Raw genomic sequence first — 17,301 nt, 5'->3', positions numbered from 1 at the left:
GAATCAGGAATGGTAGAGACGATGTTGAAGAATATAGGCCCAGACGGCGGCCGGCACATGCTCGGCCGACGCATCGGGCATTTGCGCGTGACGCGCGATGCATTCGCGCAGATGCGCGCGGATGTCGGTTGCGGCGATATCGAACGCCAGCGTCGTATCGATCAGCAGGTGGCCCGCCGGCGTCGTTTTCAGCACGTCGGCGCCGGCCTGCCGCCGCGCGATTTCCCGCGCGACGTCCGGCGACGCCGCGCCGAGGTCGAAACCCGGGCGCGTCGACGCACACACGTGCGCGTAGTCGAACAGCTTGCGCCAGTCGCGCCAGGTGTCGAGCCGCACCAGCTGGTCGGCGCCGATCAGCAGCGACAGCGACGCCTCGGGGCCGATCCGCTCGCGCCAGCGCGCGAGCGTCTCGACCGTATAGGTTGGCCCGGCGTGCTCGATCTCGTCGGTTGCGACGGTGACCGTCACGCCGGGCAGGGACAGCGAGCCGGCAGCGGCGCGCGTCATCGCGAGCCGATGCTGGGCGGCCGACACGTCGCGCTTTTGGTACGGCTGCCCGGCCGGCAGCAGCGCGAGCTCGGTCAGGCCAAGCACGTCGGCGAACCGGCGCGCGAGCGCGAGGTGACCGTCGTGGATCGGGTCGAACGTGCCGCCCAGCAGGCCGATGCGACGTAACGGCGGGTGCGGCTGCGGGGTGGGGCGGGCGGTGGTGTCCAGAAAAACGTGTCCTGTTCTTGGGGCGGCGGGGCGCGGCGGGCTCACACCCAGTCGCGCGGCACGAGAAACTCGGTCAGGCGCGCTTCCGGCGAGCCCGGCTCGGGCTGCCAGTTGTAGCGCCAGTTCGCGACCGGCGGCATCGACATCAGGATCGATTCGGTCCGGCCGCCGCTTTGCAGACCGAACAGCGTGCCGCGGTCGAACACGAGGTTGAATTCGACATAGCGGCCGCGCCGGTAAGCCTGGAAGTCGCGCTCGCACTCGCCGTACGGCAGCGCGGCACGGTGTTCGACGATCGGCAGGTACGCGTTCAGGAACGCGTCGCCGACGCTTTGCATCATCTCAAACGAGCGTTCGAATCCGGGCTCGGAGAAATCGTCGAAGAAGATCCCGCCGATGCCGCGCGTCTCGTTGCGGTGCTTCAGGAAGAAATACTCGTCGCACCAGGTCTTGAAGCGCGGGTAGAGCTCGGCGCCGAACGGATCGAGCGCGTCCTTGCAGACCTGGTGGAAATGCCGCGCGTCGTCCTCGAACGGATAAACCGGTGTCAGATCCATGCCGCCGCCGAACCAGAAGATCGGCGCCTCGCCGGGCTTCGTCGCGATCAGCATCCGCACGTTCATGTGCACGGTCGGGCAGTACGGGTTGCGCGGGTGCAGCACGAGCGACACACCGAGCGCCTCGAAGCCGCGGCCGGCCAGCTGCGGGCGCGCGGCGCTCGCCGACGGCGGCAGCGCGTCGCCCGCGACGTCGGAAAAACCGATCCCCGCGCGCTCGAACACGCGGCCGCCTTCGAGAATCCGCGTACAGCCGCCGCCGCGCAGACGCTCTTCAGGGCCGCGCTGCCATGCGTCGGTCGCAAGCGGCGTGCCGTCGAGCGCGCCGAGCGCGTCGGCGATGCGAGCTTGCAGGCCCTGGAGGTACGTGCGCACGCGTGGCACGTCGTAGGTGGAATCGGTCATGTCTGGACTGGGTGCCCCCGCGCGAAGCGGGGGCCGGAAAAAAGGCCGCTGCCGGGCATTCTATCGAACCCCGGCAGAGGGGCCTGCGCGAGCAGGGCGGCGGTCAGTGCGTCACGCGCTCTTGCGGTTCAGTGCACGGAAGCCGATGTCGCGCCGGTACTGCATGCCTTCGAAATTGATCTGGTTGATCGTGTCGTACGCATGCTGCTGCGCTTCGCGCACCGAATCGGCGAGGCCGACCACGCACAGCACGCGGCCGCCCGACGTGACGAGCTTGTCGCCTTCGGCGAGCGTCGTGCCCGCGTGGAACGTCACGGCCTGTGCCGTCTCGGCCGGGATCCCGTTGATGCGGTCGCCCTTGCGCGGCGCGTCCGGATAGCCGTGCGCGGCCAGCACGACGCCGAGCGCGGTGCGGCGATCCCAGTCGAGCTCGACCGAATCGAGCGTGCCCGCGATCGCCTGTTCGACGACCTTCGAGAAATCGCTCTTCAGGCGCGCCATGATCGGCTGCGTCTCGGGGTCGCCCATCCGGCAGTTGAACTCGAGCGTGCGCGGATTGCCTTCCTTGTCGATCATCAGGCCCGCATACAGGAAGCCCGTGAAGCGGATGCCGTCCTTCTCCATCCCGCGGACCGTCGGCATGATGATTTCGCGCATCACGCGTGCGTGCATCTGCGGCGTGACGATCGGCGCGGGCGAATAGGCGCCCATGCCGCCCGTGTTCGGGCCGCGGTCCTCGTCGAGCAGGCGCTTGTGGTCCTGGCTCGATGCCAGTGCCAGCGCGTGCTTGCCGTCGACCATCACGATGAAGCTCGCTTCCTCGCCATCGAGGAATTCCTCGATCACGACGCGCGCGCCGGCATCTCCCAGCTTGTTGCCCGACAGCATCATGTCGACCGCGGCATGCGCTTCTTCCAGCGTCATCGCGACGACGACGCCCTTGCCGGCCGCGAGGCCGTCGGCCTTCACGACGATCGGCGCACCCTTCGCGTCGATGTACGCGTGCGCGGCGGCGGCGTCGGAGAAGGTTTCGTAGTCGGCGGTCGGAATGCCGTGACGCTTCATGAACGCCTTCGCGAAATCCTTCGAGCTTTCGAGCTGCGCGGCTTCGCGGGTCGGGCCGAACACCCTCAGGCCGCGTGCGCGGAACAGGTTGACGATGCCGGCCGCGAGCGGCGCTTCCGGCCCGACGAGCGTGAACGCGACGCCTTCGCTTTCGGCGAAATCGGCCAGCGCGTCGAGCGACGTGATGTCGACGTTTTTCAGACGCTCGTCTTGCGCCGTGCCGCCATTGCCGGGCGCGACGTAGACCATCTGGACGCGCGGCGATTGCGCGAGCTTCCACGCGAGCGCATGTTCGCGGCCGCCTGAACCGACGACGAGTAGTTTCATGGGATTCCCCGCAGACTAGAAAACAGGGCGGCCGGCACGCTCAGGCGCGCCGGCCGCGAAATCGGTCGGGCCGCCGCCGTGACTGTGGGCACGGCGGCCGGCATCTCATTCCTCGACGATGACGGCGTTCGTATACACCTCCTGCACGTCGTCGAGGTTCTCGAGCGCGTCCAGGAGCTTCTGCATCTTTGCCGCATCGTCGCCGGTGAATTCGACTTCGTTCTGCGGCTTCATCGTCACTTCGGCGAGTTCGGCCTTGAAGCCCGCGGCTTCGAGCGCGTCCTTCACCGCCGAGAACGCCTGCCAGTCGCACAGCACCTCGATCGAGCCGTCGTCGTTCGTGCTGACGTCGTCCGCCCCGGCTTCGAGCGCGGCTTCCATCAGCGCGTCTTCCGACGTGCCGGGCGCGAACAGGAACTGGCCGACGTGATCGAACATGAACGCGACCGAACCGTCGGTGCCCATGTTGCCGCCGAACTTCGAGAATGCGTGGCGGACTTCCGCGACCGTGCGGGTGCGGTTGTCGGTCAGCGTGTCGACGATGATGGCCGCGCCGCTGATGCCGTAGCCTTCGTAACGGATTTCTTCGTAGTTCGCGCCGTCCGCGCCGCCGACACCGCGGTCGATCGCGCGCTTGACGTTGTCCTTCGGCATGTTGGCGTCGGCCGCCTTGTCGACCGCGAGACGCAGACGCGGGTTCGAATTCGCGTCGCCGCCGCCGAGACGGGCCGCGACCTGGATTTCCTTGATCAGGCGGGTCCAGATCTTGCCGCGCTTCGCGTCGGCTGCTGCCTTCTTATGCTTGATGTTGGCCCATTTCGAATGACCAGCCATACCTTTCTCCGTGCCCGGGCGCGCTGCGCGGGCGATTGTGCCAATGTGTCGTTGAATCGGCGGCCGTGTCGGCGGGCGTGATGCCGCGGGGCCGCGCGTGTCGAGTAGAAGGTGATTTTATCACGCGGCGACCGTCGCTTCGGGGCCGCCGCGCATGGCCGAACGGCCGGTGCGGGCCGTCGCCGCGCACCGGCCGTTCGGCCCGGCCGCGGCGCGTCAGTTCTTGGTGCCGAACAGGCGGTCGCCCGCGTCGCCCAGGCCCGGCACGATGTACGCGTGCTCGTTCAGGTGCGAGTCGAGCGACGCGACGAACAGCTTCACGTCAGGGTGCGCGTCCTGGAACACCTGCACGCCTTCGGGCGCGGCGACCAGCGCGACGAACATGATGTTCGCGGCCGGCACGTTGCGGCGCTTGAGCACGTCGACCGCGTGCACGGCCGAGTAGCCGGTCGCGACCATCGGGTCGCACAGGATGAAGATGCGGTCTTCGAGATCCGGCAGGCGCACCAGATATTCGACCGGGCGGTGATCTTCCGCGCGGTACACGCCGATGTGGCCGACCCGCGCGGACGGGACCAGGTCGAGCAGGCCGTCCGACATCCCGATGCCCGCGCGCAGCACGGGCACGATCGCCAGCTTCTTGCCCGCGATCACCGGTGCGTCGACCGCGACGAGCGGGGTTTCGACCCGCTTGGTCGTGATCGGCAGGTTGCGGGTGATCTCGTAGCCCATCAGCAGCGTGATTTCGCGCAGCAGTTCGCGGAACGTTCGTGTCGACGTGTCCTTGTCGCGCATGTGCGTGAGCTTGTGCTGGATCAGCGGGTGATCGGTGATGAAGAGATTCGGGAAACGGCTGTCCTGTTTCATGACGGGGGCGCCTTGACGGCAAAAGGGGATCGGGGGCGGCGGCGGGCGCAAGCCGGCTGCCGCTTATGGCCGCAATTTTACCAAGGCGCGCCGCGCGATCCGGATATTATCGACGTCTCACGACAATCCGCGCGTCGTGTCAGCCCGTTCGCGACCGTTCGCCCGTCCGGCGATGCGTCCGAGCGGGGCCGCGCCGGCGCGCGTCGCCATAAAGGAATCGACGATGGATCTCGGCATCGCAGGAAAGACCGCACTCGTGTGCGCGGCGAGCAAGGGCCTCGGGCGCGGCTGCGCGGAAGCGCTGGCCGCCGAGGGCGTGAACCTCGTGATCGTCGCGCGCACGCGCGACACGCTGGAGGAAACCGCCGAGGAGATCCGCGCCGGGTCGAACGTGTCGGTCACCGCCGTCGCGTGTGACATCACGACGCCCGACGGGCGCGCGGCCGCGCTCGCCGCCTGCCCGCAGCCGGACATTCTCGTGAACAATGCGGGCGGCCCGCCGCCCGGCGACTTCCGCGATTTCTCGCACGACGACTGGATCCGCGCGCTCGAGTCGAACATGCTGACGCCGATCGAGCTGATCCGCGCGACCGTCGACGGGATGATCGGGCGCGGCTTCGGCCGGATCGTCAATATCACGAGTTCGGCCGTGAAGGCGCCGATCGACGTGCTCGCGCTGTCGAACGGCGCGCGCTCGGGGCTGACCGGCTTCGTCGCGGGGCTGTCGCGCAAGGTCGCCGGCCAGGGCGTGACCATCAACAACCTGCTGCCGGGGCTGTTCGACACCGACCGGATCGCGACGACGCTTGCCGCGTCGGCGAAGGCGCAGGGCGTGACGGTCGACGAACTGCGCGCGCGGCGCGCGAAGGAGATCCCGGCCGGGCGCCTCGGCACGCGTGCCGAATTCGGCGCCGCGTGCGCGTTTCTCTGCAGCGTGCATGCCGGCTATATCACCGGGCAGAACTGGCTGCTCGACGGCGGCGCGTATCCGGGCACCTTCTGACGCACGCACCGCCATTCACGAAGACGACAACTATCGAACCACGAAGGAACCGGAGATGAGCAAACCCCGCATCGCATTGATTGCGCACGACGCGAAGAAGGACGAGATCGTCGCGCTCACGGGCCAGTTCCGCGAGACGCTCGCGCAATGCCGGCTGGTCGCGACGGGCACGACGGGCAGCCGCATCGCCGCCGCGCACGGGCTCGAGGTCGAGCGCAAGCTGTCGGGGCCGCTCGGCGGCGACCTGCAGATCGGTGCGGAGCTGGCCGACGGCCGCGTCGACATCGTCGTGTTCCTGCGCGACCCGATGACCGCGCAGCCGCACGATCCGGACATCACCGCGCTGGTGCGCGCGTGCGACGTGCACGACGTGCCGGTCGCGACCAACGTCGCGACCGCGCGGATGCTGCTCGACGATCTGGCGCGGAACATGCAGGACGTCTGCTAGGGCGCGGGCTACAGATGAGCGCGCTCGGTCGGCGTCATCGGTCGCGTGGAGGATGCGGCAGATGACGCCGAGCGTTCAGGGTGTGTCGGCGGTGTGTCGACATGGGTGCCGATTGCGACGGGCGAGATCGGGGACCGGCGATCATCGTAGCGGCCAGAACCACACGGTCGATGCCGTCCAGTAGCAATCCGAGCTGCAGAGGGCGCGTGCACCGTCAATCAGGTCGATGTGGCCGCCACGGCCGTTCATGTAGCCTGGGATATTCCAGAACGCCACCACGCCTTTTCTGCCGGCAATGCCGGCTGTCGCGTCGTCCCGCCGAAACACTTCGGCTTTGCCGAAATACGCCGGCTCTGTCAGCATTCTGGCCAGTCTGGCTTGTCCGGCTTCAATGCGCCGCCCCCGGTGCGGACCTTTCTGAATCATGAGCCCGCCGCGCAATGTCATGCCGCTCCTGACGAGTGCCAGGCTGACCCGGATGGCGCAGGTATTCGCATACGACGGATTGGAGATCAGGTCCTGCCAGCCCAATGCTTCGTAAAGCGCTTCCCGCGAAACGGTTCTGTTGCTCGGGTAGTGGCTGCTCAGCAAAGAAAAGTGCGGTCTCAAACAAATGTTCTCCGATCAACGGCAAGGATATTTTTGTTGCAGGATGCGGATGACCAGTCCTGCTGCGTTTGCCCGCAACGCAACGTTCGGTAGTTTCCGGAGATCGCCGAGTACTTCGGAATCGATTTCTCCCGGTTTGACGCGCCCGTTGTCGCACCAGTCCTTGCCTTCGGAAGTATCGGCCACGCCGGCCAGATAACCGGTCATGGCGTGACGCTCGGCGTCGGCGTACGGCGTGTTGTCGGTGCGGCTCATGCCGTCGAGTAGTCGGGTGCCGTCGACACGCGGTACCCCTGCGCCGTGTGCGATGCCGATGCTTGCCGACAACGACGCGAAAACAAACACACTTCGGATGACAAAGACGTTCATGGCATGGGGCTCGTGGATTCGGCGAAAAGCAAAATAGCATGGCCGTCTTCCCCACAGCTTCCTTCGACGCTCCACGGCAGGGCACGGCACGCGGGGCCGCCGGGCGGCAGCGCTTTGCCGTCGCGTACCCGGCGTCCATTTCATCTACCCTGCAAGTCGTGACTTGAAGGTGACAAAGTGTTGCGCATGACCGGCTGGACGTCGTGCCATCCCTCTTTCGCGAAAACCCTACGGACGTGAAGGGATTTCGGCGACGCGCTGCATACGACGCGCGAGAATCAGGCGCTGAGCCCTGCGTCTGCATGCATCGCCTATCGGGCGACATTGACGCGTTTGCCAGATCCGATTTCCAGACAAACGAGGAGCGAAACGATGCCGAAAGCAATCCGATACGACCAGCCGGGCGGCCCGGACGTGATGAAGTGGGTCGATGTCGAGGTCGGCGCGCCGAAAGCGGGCGAAGTCCGCATCCGGCAGCACGCGGTCGGGCTCAATTACATCGACGTGTATTTCCGTACGGGCCTCTATCCGCAGCCGCTGCCCGGCGGCCTCGGGATGGAGGCGGCAGGCGAGGTGACGGCCGTCGGCGACGGCGTGACCGCGCTCAAGGCGGGCGATCGCGTCGCGTACGTCGGGCAGCCGCCGGGTGCGTATGCGCAGGAGCGCGTGATGCCGGCCGAGCGGCTCGTGAAGCTGCCGGACGGAATCAGCTATGACGACGCGGCCTCGGTGATGCTGCAGGGGCTGACCGCGCACTACCTGCTGCGCCGCACCTACCCGGTGAAGGCCGGCGACACGATCCTGATCCATGCGGCGGCCGGCGGCGTCGGCCTGCTCGTGTGCCAGTGGGCGAAGGCGCTCGGCGCGACCGTGATCGGGACGGTCGGTTCCGACGAGAAGGCCGCGCTCGCGAAGGCGCACGGCTGCGATCATCCGATCGTCTATACGCGCGAGAACTTCACGCAGCGCGTGAAGGAGATCACGAACGGCGCGGGCGTGCCGGTCGTCTACGATTCGATCGGCAAGGACACCTACATCGGTTCGCTCGACTGCCTCGCGCCGCTCGGCTACTTCGTCAGCTTCGGCAATGCATCGGGCCCGCTGCCGGCGATCGACTCGAAGGAGTTCGCGTCGCGCGGCTCGTTGTTCTTCACGCGGCCGACGCTGTTCACGTACATCGCGAAGCGCGCCGATCTCGAAGCCGCGGCCGCCGAGCTGTTCGACGTGATCCTGTCGGGCAAGGTGAAGACGAGCATCAACCAGCGCTATCCGCTCGCGGAAGTCGGCCGCGCGCATGCCGACCTCGAATCGCGCAAGACGACCGGCTCGACGATCCTCATTCCCTGACGCTCCCTTCGTGCCGGCACCCCGCCGGCACGCGCCCTTGCGGGCGGCGCCGGCCGCCGCCCGTCCTGTCTCCTGTCCCGCCCGCCGTCCTCCGCTGCACGCGTTTACGCGTTTTTTACACCCGCCCGATCACCTTTGACCCGTCCTTTACGCGCATTCCCATAATGTTCGAGTCGTCAGATTTCGACGACGGAGAACACAAAAATGGATGGGGTTTTCATCGGTGCACTGGTGCTGTTCACCGCGCTGATCCTCGGTTTGCTTGCCGGTTGCGAGAAGCTCGTGCAATACGGTCGCGGGGGGCGAGCATGACCTGGATGCTTTGGCTGGCGGGCGCCTCGACGGCCCTGCTGTTCGCGTACCTCGTCTTTGCGCTGCTGCGCGCGGAGGACATCGAATGAACGCGAACAACCTGTTGCAGACGCTGCTGTTCATCGTCGTGCTGCTCGCGGCGGCCGTGCCCGTCGCGCGCTACCTGACCGGCGTGATGGACGGCAGCTCGCGCGTCGTGCGCGTGTTCGGGCCGCTCGAGCGCGCGCTGTATCGCATCGCCGGCGTCGACGCCGGCACCGAAATGAACTGGAAGCAATACGCGATCGCGACGATTGCGTTCAACGCGCTCGGCGTACTGTTCCTATACGGGCTGCTGCGCCTGCAGGGCTTTCTGCCCGGCAACCAGCAGCAATTCGGCGCGATGACGCCCGACGGTGCGTTCAACACGGCCGTCAGCTTCGTCACCAACACGAACTGGCAGGACTACACACCCGAGCAGACGGTCAGCTACCTGACGCAGATGCTCGGCCTGACCGTGCAGAACTTCCTGTCGGCGGCGACCGGCATCATCGTCGTGATCGCGCTGATCCGCGGCTTCGCGCGCCACACCGCGCAGACCATCGGCAACTTCTGGGTCGACCTCACGCGCGTGACGCTGTACGTGCTCGTGCCGATGGCCGCGCTCGTCGCCGCGCTGCTGATGAGCCAGGGCGTGATCCAGAACATGAAGGCGTACCAGGACGTGCCGGTGCTGCAGGCGAGCACCTACGCGGCGCCGAAGCTCGACGCGCAGGGCAGCCCGGTGAAGGACGACAAGGGCAACCCGGTGACGGTGCCGACCCCGCTCGTCAAGCAGACGCTCGCAATGGGCCCGGTCGCGTCGCAGGAAGCGATCAAGATGCTCGGCACCAATGGTGGCGGCTTCTTCAATGCGAACTCCGCCCATCCGTACGAGAACCCGACGCCGTTCGCGAACTTCCTGCAGATCTTCTCGATCCTGATCATCCCGGCCGCGCTGTGCCTGGTGTTCGGCCGCATGATCGGCGACCGCCGGCAGGGCATTGCGGTGCTCGCGGCGATGACGGTCGCGTTGGCGGTCGCGATCGGCGTCGAGGTGAGCGCCGAGCAGGCCGGCAACCCGACGCTCGCCGCGCTTCACGTCGACCAGTCGGCCGGCGCGCTGCAGCCGGGCGGCAACATGGAAGGCAAGGAAACGCGCTTCGGGATCGCGCAGACCGGCATCTTCACGGTCGCGACGACGGCCGCGTCGTGCGGCGCGGTCGACACGATGCACGATTCGCTGACGCCGCTCGGCGGCCTCGTGCCGATGCTGCTGATGCAACTCGGCGAGGTGGTCTTCGGCGGTGTCGGTTCGGGCCTCTACGGGATGCTCGTGTTCGCGCTGCTCGCGGTGTTCGTCGCCGGCCTGATGATCGGCCGCACGCCCGAATACGTCGGCAAGAAGATCGAGTCGTACGAGATGAAGATGGTGTCGATCGTCGTGCTGCTCACGCCGCTGCTCGTGCTGGTCGGCACGTCGATCGCGGTGCTGGCCGACGCAGGCAAGGCCGGCATCGCGAACCCGGGCCCGCACGGCTTCTCGGAAATCCTGTACGCATTCAGCTCGGCCGCGAACAACAACGGCAGCGCGTTCGCGGGCCTCACGGTCGGCACGCCGTTCTACAACTGGATGACCGCGATCGCGATGTGGTTCGGCCGTTTCGGCACGATCGTGCCGGTGCTGGCGATCGCCGGCTCGCTCGCTGCGAAGAAGCGCATCGCGGTGACGAGCGGCACGCTGCCGACGCACGGTCCGCTGTTCGTCGTGCTGCTGCTCGGCACCGTGCTGCTGGTGGGCGCGCTGACCTACGTGCCGGCGCTGGCGCTCGGCCCGGGCGTCGAACATCTGATGATGTGGCTGGGCGCGTAACGCGCGCCCGCATCGCGACACCTTGAAAAGACTGAAGAGATCGCAATGACTCAACATTCCGCAACACGGTCCATGTTCGATCCGGCGCTGGTGCGTCCGGCGATCGTGGACTCGTTCAAGAAACTCACGCCGCGCACGCAGTTCCGCAACCCGGTGATGTTCTGCGTGTACGTCGGCAGCATCCTGACCACGATTCTGTGGATCGCGGCACTCGCCGGCCAGGCCGAGGCGCCGGCGGGCTTCATCCTCGCGATCGCGCTGTGGCTGTGGTTCACCGTGCTGTTCGCGAACTTCGCCGAAGCGCTCGCCGAAGGGCGTTCGAAGGCGCAGGCCGCGTCGCTGCGCAGCGCGAAGAAGGATGTGATGGCGAAGAAGCTGAACGAGCCGCATCCGAAGTCGCCGATCCGCATCACGACCGCGTCCGAGCTGCGCCGTGGCGACGTCGTGCTGGTCGAGGCCGGCGACGTGATCCCGGCCGACGGCGAGGTGATCGACGGCGTCGCCTCGGTCGACGAATCGGCGATCACCGGCGAATCCGCGCCGGTGATCCGCGAGTCGGGCGGCGACTTCTCGTCGGTGACGGGCGGCACGCGCGTGCTGTCCGACTGGATCGTCGTGAAGGTCACCGCGAACCCCGGCGAGGCGTTCCTCGACCGGATGATCGCGATGGTCGAAGGCGCGAAGCGCAAGAAGACGCCGAACGAGGTCGCGCTGACGATCCTGCTCGTCGCGCTGACGATCGTGATGCTGCTCGCGACCGCGACGCTGCTGCCGTTCTCGATGTTCTCGGTCGAAGCGATGAAGGCCGGTCACGTGGTGACGATCACCGCGCTCGTCGCGCTGCTGGTGTGCCTGATCCCGACGACGATCGGCGGTCTGCTGTCCGCGATCGGCGTGGCGGGGATGAGCCGGATGATGCAGGCGAACGTGATCGCGACGTCGGGCCGCGCGGTGGAAGCGGCCGGCGACGTCGACGTGCTGCTGCTCGACAAGACCGGCACGATCACGCTGGGCAATCGCCAGGCGTCGATGTTCGTGCCCGCGCCGGGCGTGACCGAGGAAGCGCTGGCCGATGCCGCGCAGCTGTCGTCGCTCGCCGACGAAACGCCGGAAGGCCGCAGCATCGTCGTGCTGGCCAAGGAACGCTTCAACATCCGCCAGCGCGACATGGCGCAACTGCACGCGACGTTCCTCAGCTTTTCCGCGCAGACGCGCATGAGCGGCGTCGATCTGTTCCCCGAGGGGACTTCCGCCGGGGCGCCCGGTCGCGAGATCCGCAAGGGCGCGGCCGACGCGATTCGCCGCTACGTCGAGACGCACGGCAGCCGCTTCCCGGAAGAAGTGCGCCGCGCGGTCGACGACGTCGCGCGCCGCGGCAGCACGCCGCTCGTCGTGGCCGACCTGCATGACGGCGTGGCGCGCGTGCTCGGCGTGATCGAGCTGAAGGACATCGTGAAGGGCGGCATCAAGGAGCGCTTCGCGGAGCTGCGCAAGATGGGCATCAAGACCGTGATGGTGACGGGCGACAACCGGTTGACGGCAGCGGCGATCGCGGCGGAGGCGGGGGTCGACGATTTCCTCGCGGAAGCGACGCCGGAAACCAAGCTCGCGACGATCCGCGAGCACCAGACGGCCGGCCGGCTCGTCGCGATGACGGGCGACGGCACCAACGATGCGCCGGCGCTCGCGCAGGCCGACGTGGCCGTGGCGATGAACACCGGCACGCAGGCGGCGAAGGAAGCCGGCAACATGGTCGACCTCGATTCGAACCCGACGAAGCTGATCGAGATCGTCGAGATCGGCAAGCAGATGCTGATGACGCGCGGCTCGCTGACGACGTTCTCGATCGCGAACGACATCGCGAAGTACTTCGCGATCATCCCGGCCGCGTTCGTGACCACGTACCCGCAGCTGCGCGTGCTCGACATCATGCACCTGAGCTCGCCGGCATCCGCGATCCTGTCGGCGGTGATCTTCAACGCGCTGATCATCGTCGCGCTGATTCCGCTCGCGCTGAAGGGCGTCCCTTACCGGCCGCTCGGCGCCGCGTCGCTGCTGCGCCGCAACCTGCTGGTGTACGGCCTCGGCGGCCTGCTGCTGCCGTTCCCGTTCATCAAGCTGATCGACATGACGCTCGCCGCACTCGGCTGGGCCTGATGCGCCGTACCTGAAGGAACCATCATGAAAACGTTGATTCGCCCGCTCGTCGTGATCTTTGTCGTACTGACCGTCGTGACGGGGCTCGCTTACCCGGCCGTGATGACCGTGTTCGGCCAGGCGGTGTTCCCGTCGCAGGCGAACGGCAGCCTGATCGAGAAGGACGGCCGTGCGGTCGGCTCCGCGCTGATCGGCCAGCCGTTCGATGCGCCGAAGTACTTCTGGGGCCGGCTGTCGGCCACCTCGCCGATGCCGTACAACGCGAGCGGCTCCGGCGGCTCGAACCTCGGCCCGCTGAATCCGTCGCTCGCCGACCAGGTGAAGGCGCGCATCGCCGCGTTGCGTGACGCGGGCACCGACCTGTCGAAGCCCGTGCCGGTCGACCTCGTGACGGCCTCGGCGAGCGGCCTCGATCCGGAGATCACGCCGGCCGCGGCCGCGTACCAGGTCGAGCGCGTCGCGAAGGCGCGCAACCTGACGGCCGACGCGGTCGCGCAGCTCGTCGCCGCGAACACGGCGGGCCGCCAGTTCGGCGTGCTCGGCGAGCCGCGCGTGAACGTGCTGAAGCTGAACCTCGCGCTCGACGCGGCGCAGGCCGCGCACTGAACGCGGATCGGGGCTTCCCGGCGCGGCTTGCGGCGCGCCGGGTCCGACTTTTCCGACGGCGCCTGCGCCGTCTTTGCCTTTTGCGGCGATTTGGAACAACAATGCCGATACTCGCGCGCAATCCGGCGCTTCGCCTTCCTCACGCATGAACCGCCCCGATCCCGACCAACTCCTCGACAAGCTGCAGCGCGACGAAGAAAAGCAGCGGCGCGGCCAGCTCAAGATCTTCTTCGGCGCGTCCGCGGGCGTCGGCAAGACCTACGCGATGCTGCAGGCCGCGCGCCAGCGGCTGCAGGACGGCGTCGACGTCGTCGTCGGCATCGTCGAGACCCACGGCCGCGGCGAAACCGCCGCGCTGCTCGACGGCCTCGACGTGCTGCCGCTCGCGCGCATCGACTATCGCGGCCGCACGCTCGCCGAATTCGACCTCGACGGCGCGCTCGCGCGCGCCCCGCAGCTGATCCTCGTCGACGAGCTCGCGCATTCGAACGTGCAGGGCGCACGTCACCTGAAGCGCTGGCAGGACGTCTACGAACTGCTCGATGCGGGCATCGACGTGTACACCACCGTCAACGTCCAGCACCTCGAAAGCCTGAACGACGTGGTCGGCGCGATCACCGGCATTCGCGTGTGGGAGACCGTGCCCGACCGCGTGTTCGACGCGGCCGACGAGGTCACGCTGGTCGACCTGCCGGCCGAGGAGCTGCTCGAGCGGATGCGCGACGGCAAGGTGTATCTCGCGCAGCAGGCCGAGCGCGCGGTGCGCAACTTCTTCCGCAAGGGCAACCTGATCGCGCTGCGCGAACTGGCGCTGCGGCGCACGGCCGACCGCGTCGACGCGCAGATGCGCGAGTACCGCGCCGATCGTTCGATCCAGCGCATCTGGCAGGCGCGCGAGCGCTTGCTCGTGTGCGTCGGGCCCGGTCCCGAGGCGCCGACGCTGGTGCGCGCGGCCGCGCGGCTCGCCGCGAGCGTGAAGGCCGACTGGATCGCCGTGTACGTCGAGACGCCGCGGCTGCAGCGGCTGCCCGACGCGCGGCGGCAGCGCACGCTCGATGCGCTGAAGCTCGCGGCCGAGCTCGGCGCGGAGACGGCCACGCTCGCCGGCGACGACGCGGTCGCCGCGCTGATCGGCTATGCGAAGGTGCGCAACGTGTCGAAGATCGTCGCGGGTGGCTCGCCGAAGGTCGGGCTCGCGCGCCGCTTCGCGCGGCCGTTCGGCGAAAAGCTCGCCGAACGCGCGGGCGACGTCGACCTGATGCTGATCCGTGCGTCGGCGAGCGACGAAGTGCGCGCGGTGCCGCTCGACGCGCGCGCCCGCGACTGGCGCGATGCGTTCGCGCAATTCGGCACGCGGCGTTCGCCGCCGCGACACTACCTGTACGCCGCCGCGATCTGCGCGGCGATCACCGGCGTCGCGAGCCTCGTATCCGCACGGCTCGACCTCACGAACCTCGTGATGCTGTACCTGCTCGGCGTCGTGTTCTCGGCCGTGCGGCTCGGACGCGGCCCGGGCGTGCTGCAGTCGTTCCTGTCGGTTGCGGCGTTCGACTATTTCTTCGTGCCGCCGCGCATGTCGTTCTCGGTCAGCGACACGCAATACCTGCTGACCTTCTTCGGGATGCTGCTCACGTCGCTCGTGATCAGCCACCTGACGTCGACGCTGACGCGCCAGGCGAGCGTCGCGCAGCACCGCGAGCGCCGGACCGGCGCGATCTACGCGATGGCGCGCGAACTCGGCGCGGCGCTGACGACCGAACAGATCGTCGAGATCGGCAGCCGCCACGTGGGCGAGGTGTTCCGCGCACGCGTCGCGTTCCTGCTGCCCGACAGCGCGGACCAGGTACGGCAGAAGATCGAGGAACCCGACGAGGCCGTCACGCTGACGGGCGCGGATCTCGACAGCGACGTCGGCCAGTGGGTGTACGACCAGCAGAAGCCGGCCGGCCGCGGCACCGACACGCTGCCCGCGACCGCCGCGCTGTACCTGCCGCTGAAGGCGCCGATGCGCACGCGCGGCGTGCTCGCGGTGGCGTCGCGCGAGCCGCGCGAGCTCGAGGTGCCCGAGCAGCTGCGCATGCTCGATGCGTTCGCCGCGCAGATCGCGCTCGCGCTCGAACGCGTGCACTACGTCGAGATCGCGCGCGATGCGCTCGTCAACATGGAGTCCGAGCGGCTGCGCAACTCGCTGCTGTCGGCGATCTCGCACGACCTGCGCACGCCGCTCACGACGATCGTCGGCTTTTCGTCGATGCTCGCGAACGCGCGCGCGGCCGCGCCGCACACGCCGGCGGCCGAACGGTGCGCGCAGCGCGAAGGCGAACTCGTCGACGCGATCCACGACGAGGCGCTGCGGATGACGGGCATCGTCACGAACCTGCTCGACATGGCGCGGCTGCAGGCCGGCAGCGTGCAGCTCAAGCGCGAGTGGTCGCTGCTCGAGGAAACCGTCGGCGCCGCGCTCGCCGCATGCAAGCGCGTGCTCGCGCACCATCCCGCGCGCGTGTCGCTGCCGGCCGACCTGCCGCTCCTGCAGATGGACGCGGTGCTGATGGAGCGGCTGCTCACCAACCTGTTCGAGAACGCGGCGAAGTACACGCCGGCCGACACGCCGATCGACATCGGCGCGGCACGCGTGACCGACGACGGGCGCCCGTTCGTGCGCGTGCACGTCGACGATCACGGCCCGGGCTTGCCGAGCGGGATGGAAACGCGCATCTTCGACAAGTTCACGCGCGGCGAGAAGGAATCGGCGACGCCGGGCATCGGGCTCGGCCTCGCGATCTGCCGCGCGATCGTCGAGGCGCACGGCGGTAGAATCGGCGCGCTCAACCGGACCGGGCCCGACGGCCGCGTGACGGGGGCGCGCTTCTGGTTCACGCTGCCGGTCGACACGCCGCCGGCCGTGCCTGCCGTACCCGACGACCTCGACGTGCCCGGCGCACCGTCACCCTCCGAGCCATTGCCAGATCATGAGTGAACCGAGCCTGACCGTCGTCCTGATCGAGGACGAAAAACAGATCCGCCGTTTCGTGCGCGCCGCGCTCGAAGAGGAGGACATCGCCGTGTTCGAGGCGGAGACGGGCAAGCAGGGGCTGATCGACGCGGCGACCCGCAAGCCCGATCTCGTGATCGTCGACCTCGGCCTGCCCGATACCGACGGCCTCGACGTGATCCGCGAGCTGCGCGGCTGGTCGGAAGTGCCGGTGATCGTGCTGTCCGCGCGCACGCAGGAAGACGAGAAGGTCGCCGCGCTCGACGCGGGCGCCGACGACTACCTGACGAAGCCGTTCGGCGTGTCCGAACTGCGCGCGCGGATCCGCGCGCAACTGCGCCGGCGCAACCAGGGCGGCGCGAACGAATCGCCGAAGGTCAGCTTCGGCAGCGTGAGCGTCGATCTCGCGCTGCGCCAGGTGTGGCGCGACGGCGAGATCGTGCACCTGACGCCGCTCGAGTACCGGCTGCTCGCGACGCTCGTGCGGCATGCGGGACGCGTGCTCACGCATCGCCAGCTGCTGCGCGACGTGTGGGGCCCGTCGCATGTCGAGAGCCACCACTATCTGCGCATCTACATGGCGCACCTGCGCCAGAAACTCGAGCGCGATCCCGCGCAGCCGGAGCACATCGTCACCGAGACGGGCGTCGGCTACCGGCTCGTGGGCGCTGCGTGATTGCGGCGTGATGCGTGCGGCGTGATGCCCGCCGCGCGATGCGGCCGGAATGCAAGGCCGCCCGCCGGTGAAGTTGCATCGGCGCGACATCGTTGCCACATGCGCCGGCCGCGCAC

Annotated in this window: 16 protein-coding genes; 9 read left to right on the top strand and 7 right to left on the bottom strand. The window is 68.2% G+C overall.

Annotated elements, in window-relative coordinates:
* Positions 1-3: 3 nt before the first annotated feature.
* The 5 genes from LMA02_RS11815 to upp all read right to left on the bottom strand — a co-directional run bounded on the left by LMA02_RS11815 (position 4) and on the right by upp (position 4,772).
* Positions 4-762 (bottom strand): nicotinate-nucleotide adenylyltransferase, encoded by a 759-nt coding sequence (locus LMA02_RS11815; RefSeq protein ID WP_228905045.1) that lies wholly within the window; start codon positions 760-762, stop codon positions 4-6.
* On the bottom strand, positions 759-1,679 hold the full coding sequence (gene hemF / locus LMA02_RS11810; RefSeq protein WP_228905043.1) for an oxygen-dependent coproporphyrinogen oxidase: 921 nt from the start codon (positions 1,677-1,679) through the stop codon (positions 759-761). Before hemF ends, LMA02_RS11815 begins: the two co-directional genes overlap by 4 nt.
* 111 nt (positions 1,680-1,790) lie before the next feature.
* Positions 1,791-3,071 carry a phosphoribosylamine--glycine ligase gene (purD, locus tag LMA02_RS11805; protein WP_228905041.1) on the bottom strand — a complete coding sequence of 427 codons (1,281 nt, stop codon included), beginning with the start codon at positions 3,069-3,071 and terminating at the stop codon, positions 1,791-1,793.
* Between the two features lie 105 nt (positions 3,072-3,176).
* Positions 3,177-3,905: a YebC/PmpR family DNA-binding transcriptional regulator gene (locus tag LMA02_RS11800; RefSeq protein ID WP_006752214.1), complete on the bottom strand. Its 729-nt coding sequence runs from the start codon at positions 3,903-3,905 to the stop codon at positions 3,177-3,179.
* Between the two features lie 216 nt (positions 3,906-4,121).
* Complete coding sequence (upp, locus tag LMA02_RS11795) at positions 4,122-4,772, bottom strand: uracil phosphoribosyltransferase (RefSeq protein WP_006478229.1); 651 nt, start codon at positions 4,770-4,772, stop codon at positions 4,122-4,124.
* A gap of 223 nt (positions 4,773-4,995) precedes the next feature.
* Between upp and LMA02_RS11790 the strand changes: the two genes are divergently transcribed.
* Positions 4,996-5,775: an SDR family oxidoreductase gene (locus LMA02_RS11790; protein WP_228905039.1), complete on the top strand. Its 780-nt coding sequence runs from the start codon at positions 4,996-4,998 to the stop codon at positions 5,773-5,775.
* A 55-nt stretch (positions 5,776-5,830) separates the two neighbouring features.
* Positions 5,831-6,223 carry a methylglyoxal synthase gene (locus LMA02_RS11785; RefSeq protein ID WP_228905037.1) on the top strand — a complete coding sequence of 131 codons (393 nt, stop codon included), beginning with the start codon at positions 5,831-5,833 and terminating at the stop codon, positions 6,221-6,223.
* Positions 6,224-6,364: 141 nt separating this feature from the next.
* Here the strand turns inward: LMA02_RS11785 and LMA02_RS11780 are convergent, their stop codons facing one another.
* A complete protein-coding gene (locus tag LMA02_RS11780) occupies positions 6,365-6,832 on the bottom strand; it encodes a T6SS effector amidase Tae4 family protein (RefSeq protein WP_228905035.1) in 468 nt (155 codons plus the stop codon).
* Positions 6,833-6,847: 15 nt separating this feature from the next.
* A complete protein-coding gene (locus tag LMA02_RS11775) occupies positions 6,848-7,201 on the bottom strand; it encodes a Rap1a/Tai family immunity protein (RefSeq protein WP_175677880.1) in 354 nt (117 codons plus the stop codon).
* Between the two features lie 372 nt (positions 7,202-7,573).
* On the opposite strand from LMA02_RS11775, the gene LMA02_RS11770 reads away from it, so the two are divergent.
* The 7 genes from LMA02_RS11770 to kdpE all read left to right on the top strand — a co-directional run bounded on the left by LMA02_RS11770 (position 7,574) and on the right by kdpE (position 17,185).
* On the top strand, positions 7,574-8,548 hold the full coding sequence (locus LMA02_RS11770; RefSeq protein ID WP_166725070.1) for a quinone oxidoreductase family protein: 975 nt from the start codon (positions 7,574-7,576) through the stop codon (positions 8,546-8,548).
* A gap of 308 nt (positions 8,549-8,856) precedes the next feature.
* Positions 8,857-8,949, top strand: a complete 93-nt coding sequence (kdpF, locus tag LMA02_RS11765) for a K(+)-transporting ATPase subunit F (protein WP_006752209.1) — start codon at positions 8,857-8,859, stop codon at positions 8,947-8,949.
* On the top strand, positions 8,946-10,751 hold the full coding sequence (gene kdpA, locus LMA02_RS11760; RefSeq protein ID WP_228905033.1) for a potassium-transporting ATPase subunit KdpA: 1,806 nt from the start codon (positions 8,946-8,948) through the stop codon (positions 10,749-10,751). The genes kdpF and kdpA overlap by 4 nt, the downstream gene beginning before the upstream one ends.
* A 45-nt stretch (positions 10,752-10,796) precedes the next feature.
* A complete protein-coding gene (gene kdpB, locus LMA02_RS11755) occupies positions 10,797-12,908 on the top strand; it encodes a potassium-transporting ATPase subunit KdpB (protein ID WP_228905031.1) in 2,112 nt (703 codons plus the stop codon).
* 24 nt (positions 12,909-12,932) lie between these two features.
* Positions 12,933-13,514, top strand: a complete 582-nt coding sequence (kdpC, locus tag LMA02_RS11750) for a potassium-transporting ATPase subunit KdpC (protein ID WP_166725073.1) — start codon at positions 12,933-12,935, stop codon at positions 13,512-13,514.
* 145 nt (positions 13,515-13,659) lie between these two features.
* Positions 13,660-16,494 (top strand): DUF4118 domain-containing protein, encoded by a 2,835-nt coding sequence (locus LMA02_RS11745; RefSeq protein WP_228905029.1) that lies wholly within the window; start codon positions 13,660-13,662, stop codon positions 16,492-16,494.
* Entirely contained in the window at positions 16,487-17,185 is a 699-nt protein-coding gene (gene kdpE / locus LMA02_RS11740) for a two-component system response regulator KdpE (protein WP_228905027.1), read from the top strand. The genes LMA02_RS11745 and kdpE overlap by 8 nt, the downstream gene beginning before the upstream one ends.
* Positions 17,186-17,301: the final 116 nt, after the last annotated feature.

This window comes from Burkholderia sp. B21-005 (genome assembly GCF_020843965.1).
In the GTDB taxonomy this organism is placed as follows: domain Bacteria; phylum Pseudomonadota; class Gammaproteobacteria; order Burkholderiales; family Burkholderiaceae; genus Burkholderia; species Burkholderia ambifaria.
Note: the sequence above shows the minus strand (reverse complement) of the source record. Positions and strands in the feature narration are given on the sequence as shown.

Bases quoted from the DNA above. Each gene is read 5' to 3' on its own strand.
- hemF (WP_228905043.1), bottom strand. From the start codon at position 1,679: ATGACCGATTCCACCTACGACGTGCCACGCGTGCGCACGTACCTCCAG.
- purD (WP_228905041.1), bottom strand. From the start codon at position 3,071: ATGAAACTACTCGTCGTCGGTTCAGGCGGCCGCGAACATGCGCTCGCG.
- LMA02_RS11800 (WP_006752214.1), bottom strand. From the start codon at position 3,905: ATGGCTGGTCATTCGAAATGGGCCAACATCAAGCATAAGAAGGCAGCA.
- upp (WP_006478229.1), bottom strand. From the start codon at position 4,772: ATGAAACAGGACAGCCGTTTCCCGAATCTCTTCATCACCGATCACCCG.
- LMA02_RS11790 (WP_228905039.1), top strand. From the start codon at position 4,996: ATGGATCTCGGCATCGCAGGAAAGACCGCACTCGTGTGCGCGGCGAGC.
- LMA02_RS11785 (WP_228905037.1), top strand. From the start codon at position 5,831: ATGAGCAAACCCCGCATCGCATTGATTGCGCACGACGCGAAGAAGGAC.
- LMA02_RS11775 (WP_175677880.1), bottom strand. From the start codon at position 7,201: ATGAACGTCTTTGTCATCCGAAGTGTGTTTGTTTTCGCGTCGTTGTCG.
- LMA02_RS11770 (WP_166725070.1), top strand. From the start codon at position 7,574: ATGCCGAAAGCAATCCGATACGACCAGCCGGGCGGCCCGGACGTGATG.
- kdpF (WP_006752209.1), top strand. From the start codon at position 8,857: ATGACCTGGATGCTTTGGCTGGCGGGCGCCTCGACGGCCCTGCTGTTC.
- kdpA (WP_228905033.1), top strand. From the start codon at position 8,946: ATGAACGCGAACAACCTGTTGCAGACGCTGCTGTTCATCGTCGTGCTG.
- kdpB (WP_228905031.1), top strand. From the start codon at position 10,797: ATGACTCAACATTCCGCAACACGGTCCATGTTCGATCCGGCGCTGGTG.
- kdpC (WP_166725073.1), top strand. From the start codon at position 12,933: ATGAAAACGTTGATTCGCCCGCTCGTCGTGATCTTTGTCGTACTGACC.
- LMA02_RS11745 (WP_228905029.1), top strand. From the start codon at position 13,660: ATGAACCGCCCCGATCCCGACCAACTCCTCGACAAGCTGCAGCGCGAC.
- kdpE (WP_228905027.1), top strand. From the start codon at position 16,487: ATGAGTGAACCGAGCCTGACCGTCGTCCTGATCGAGGACGAAAAACAG.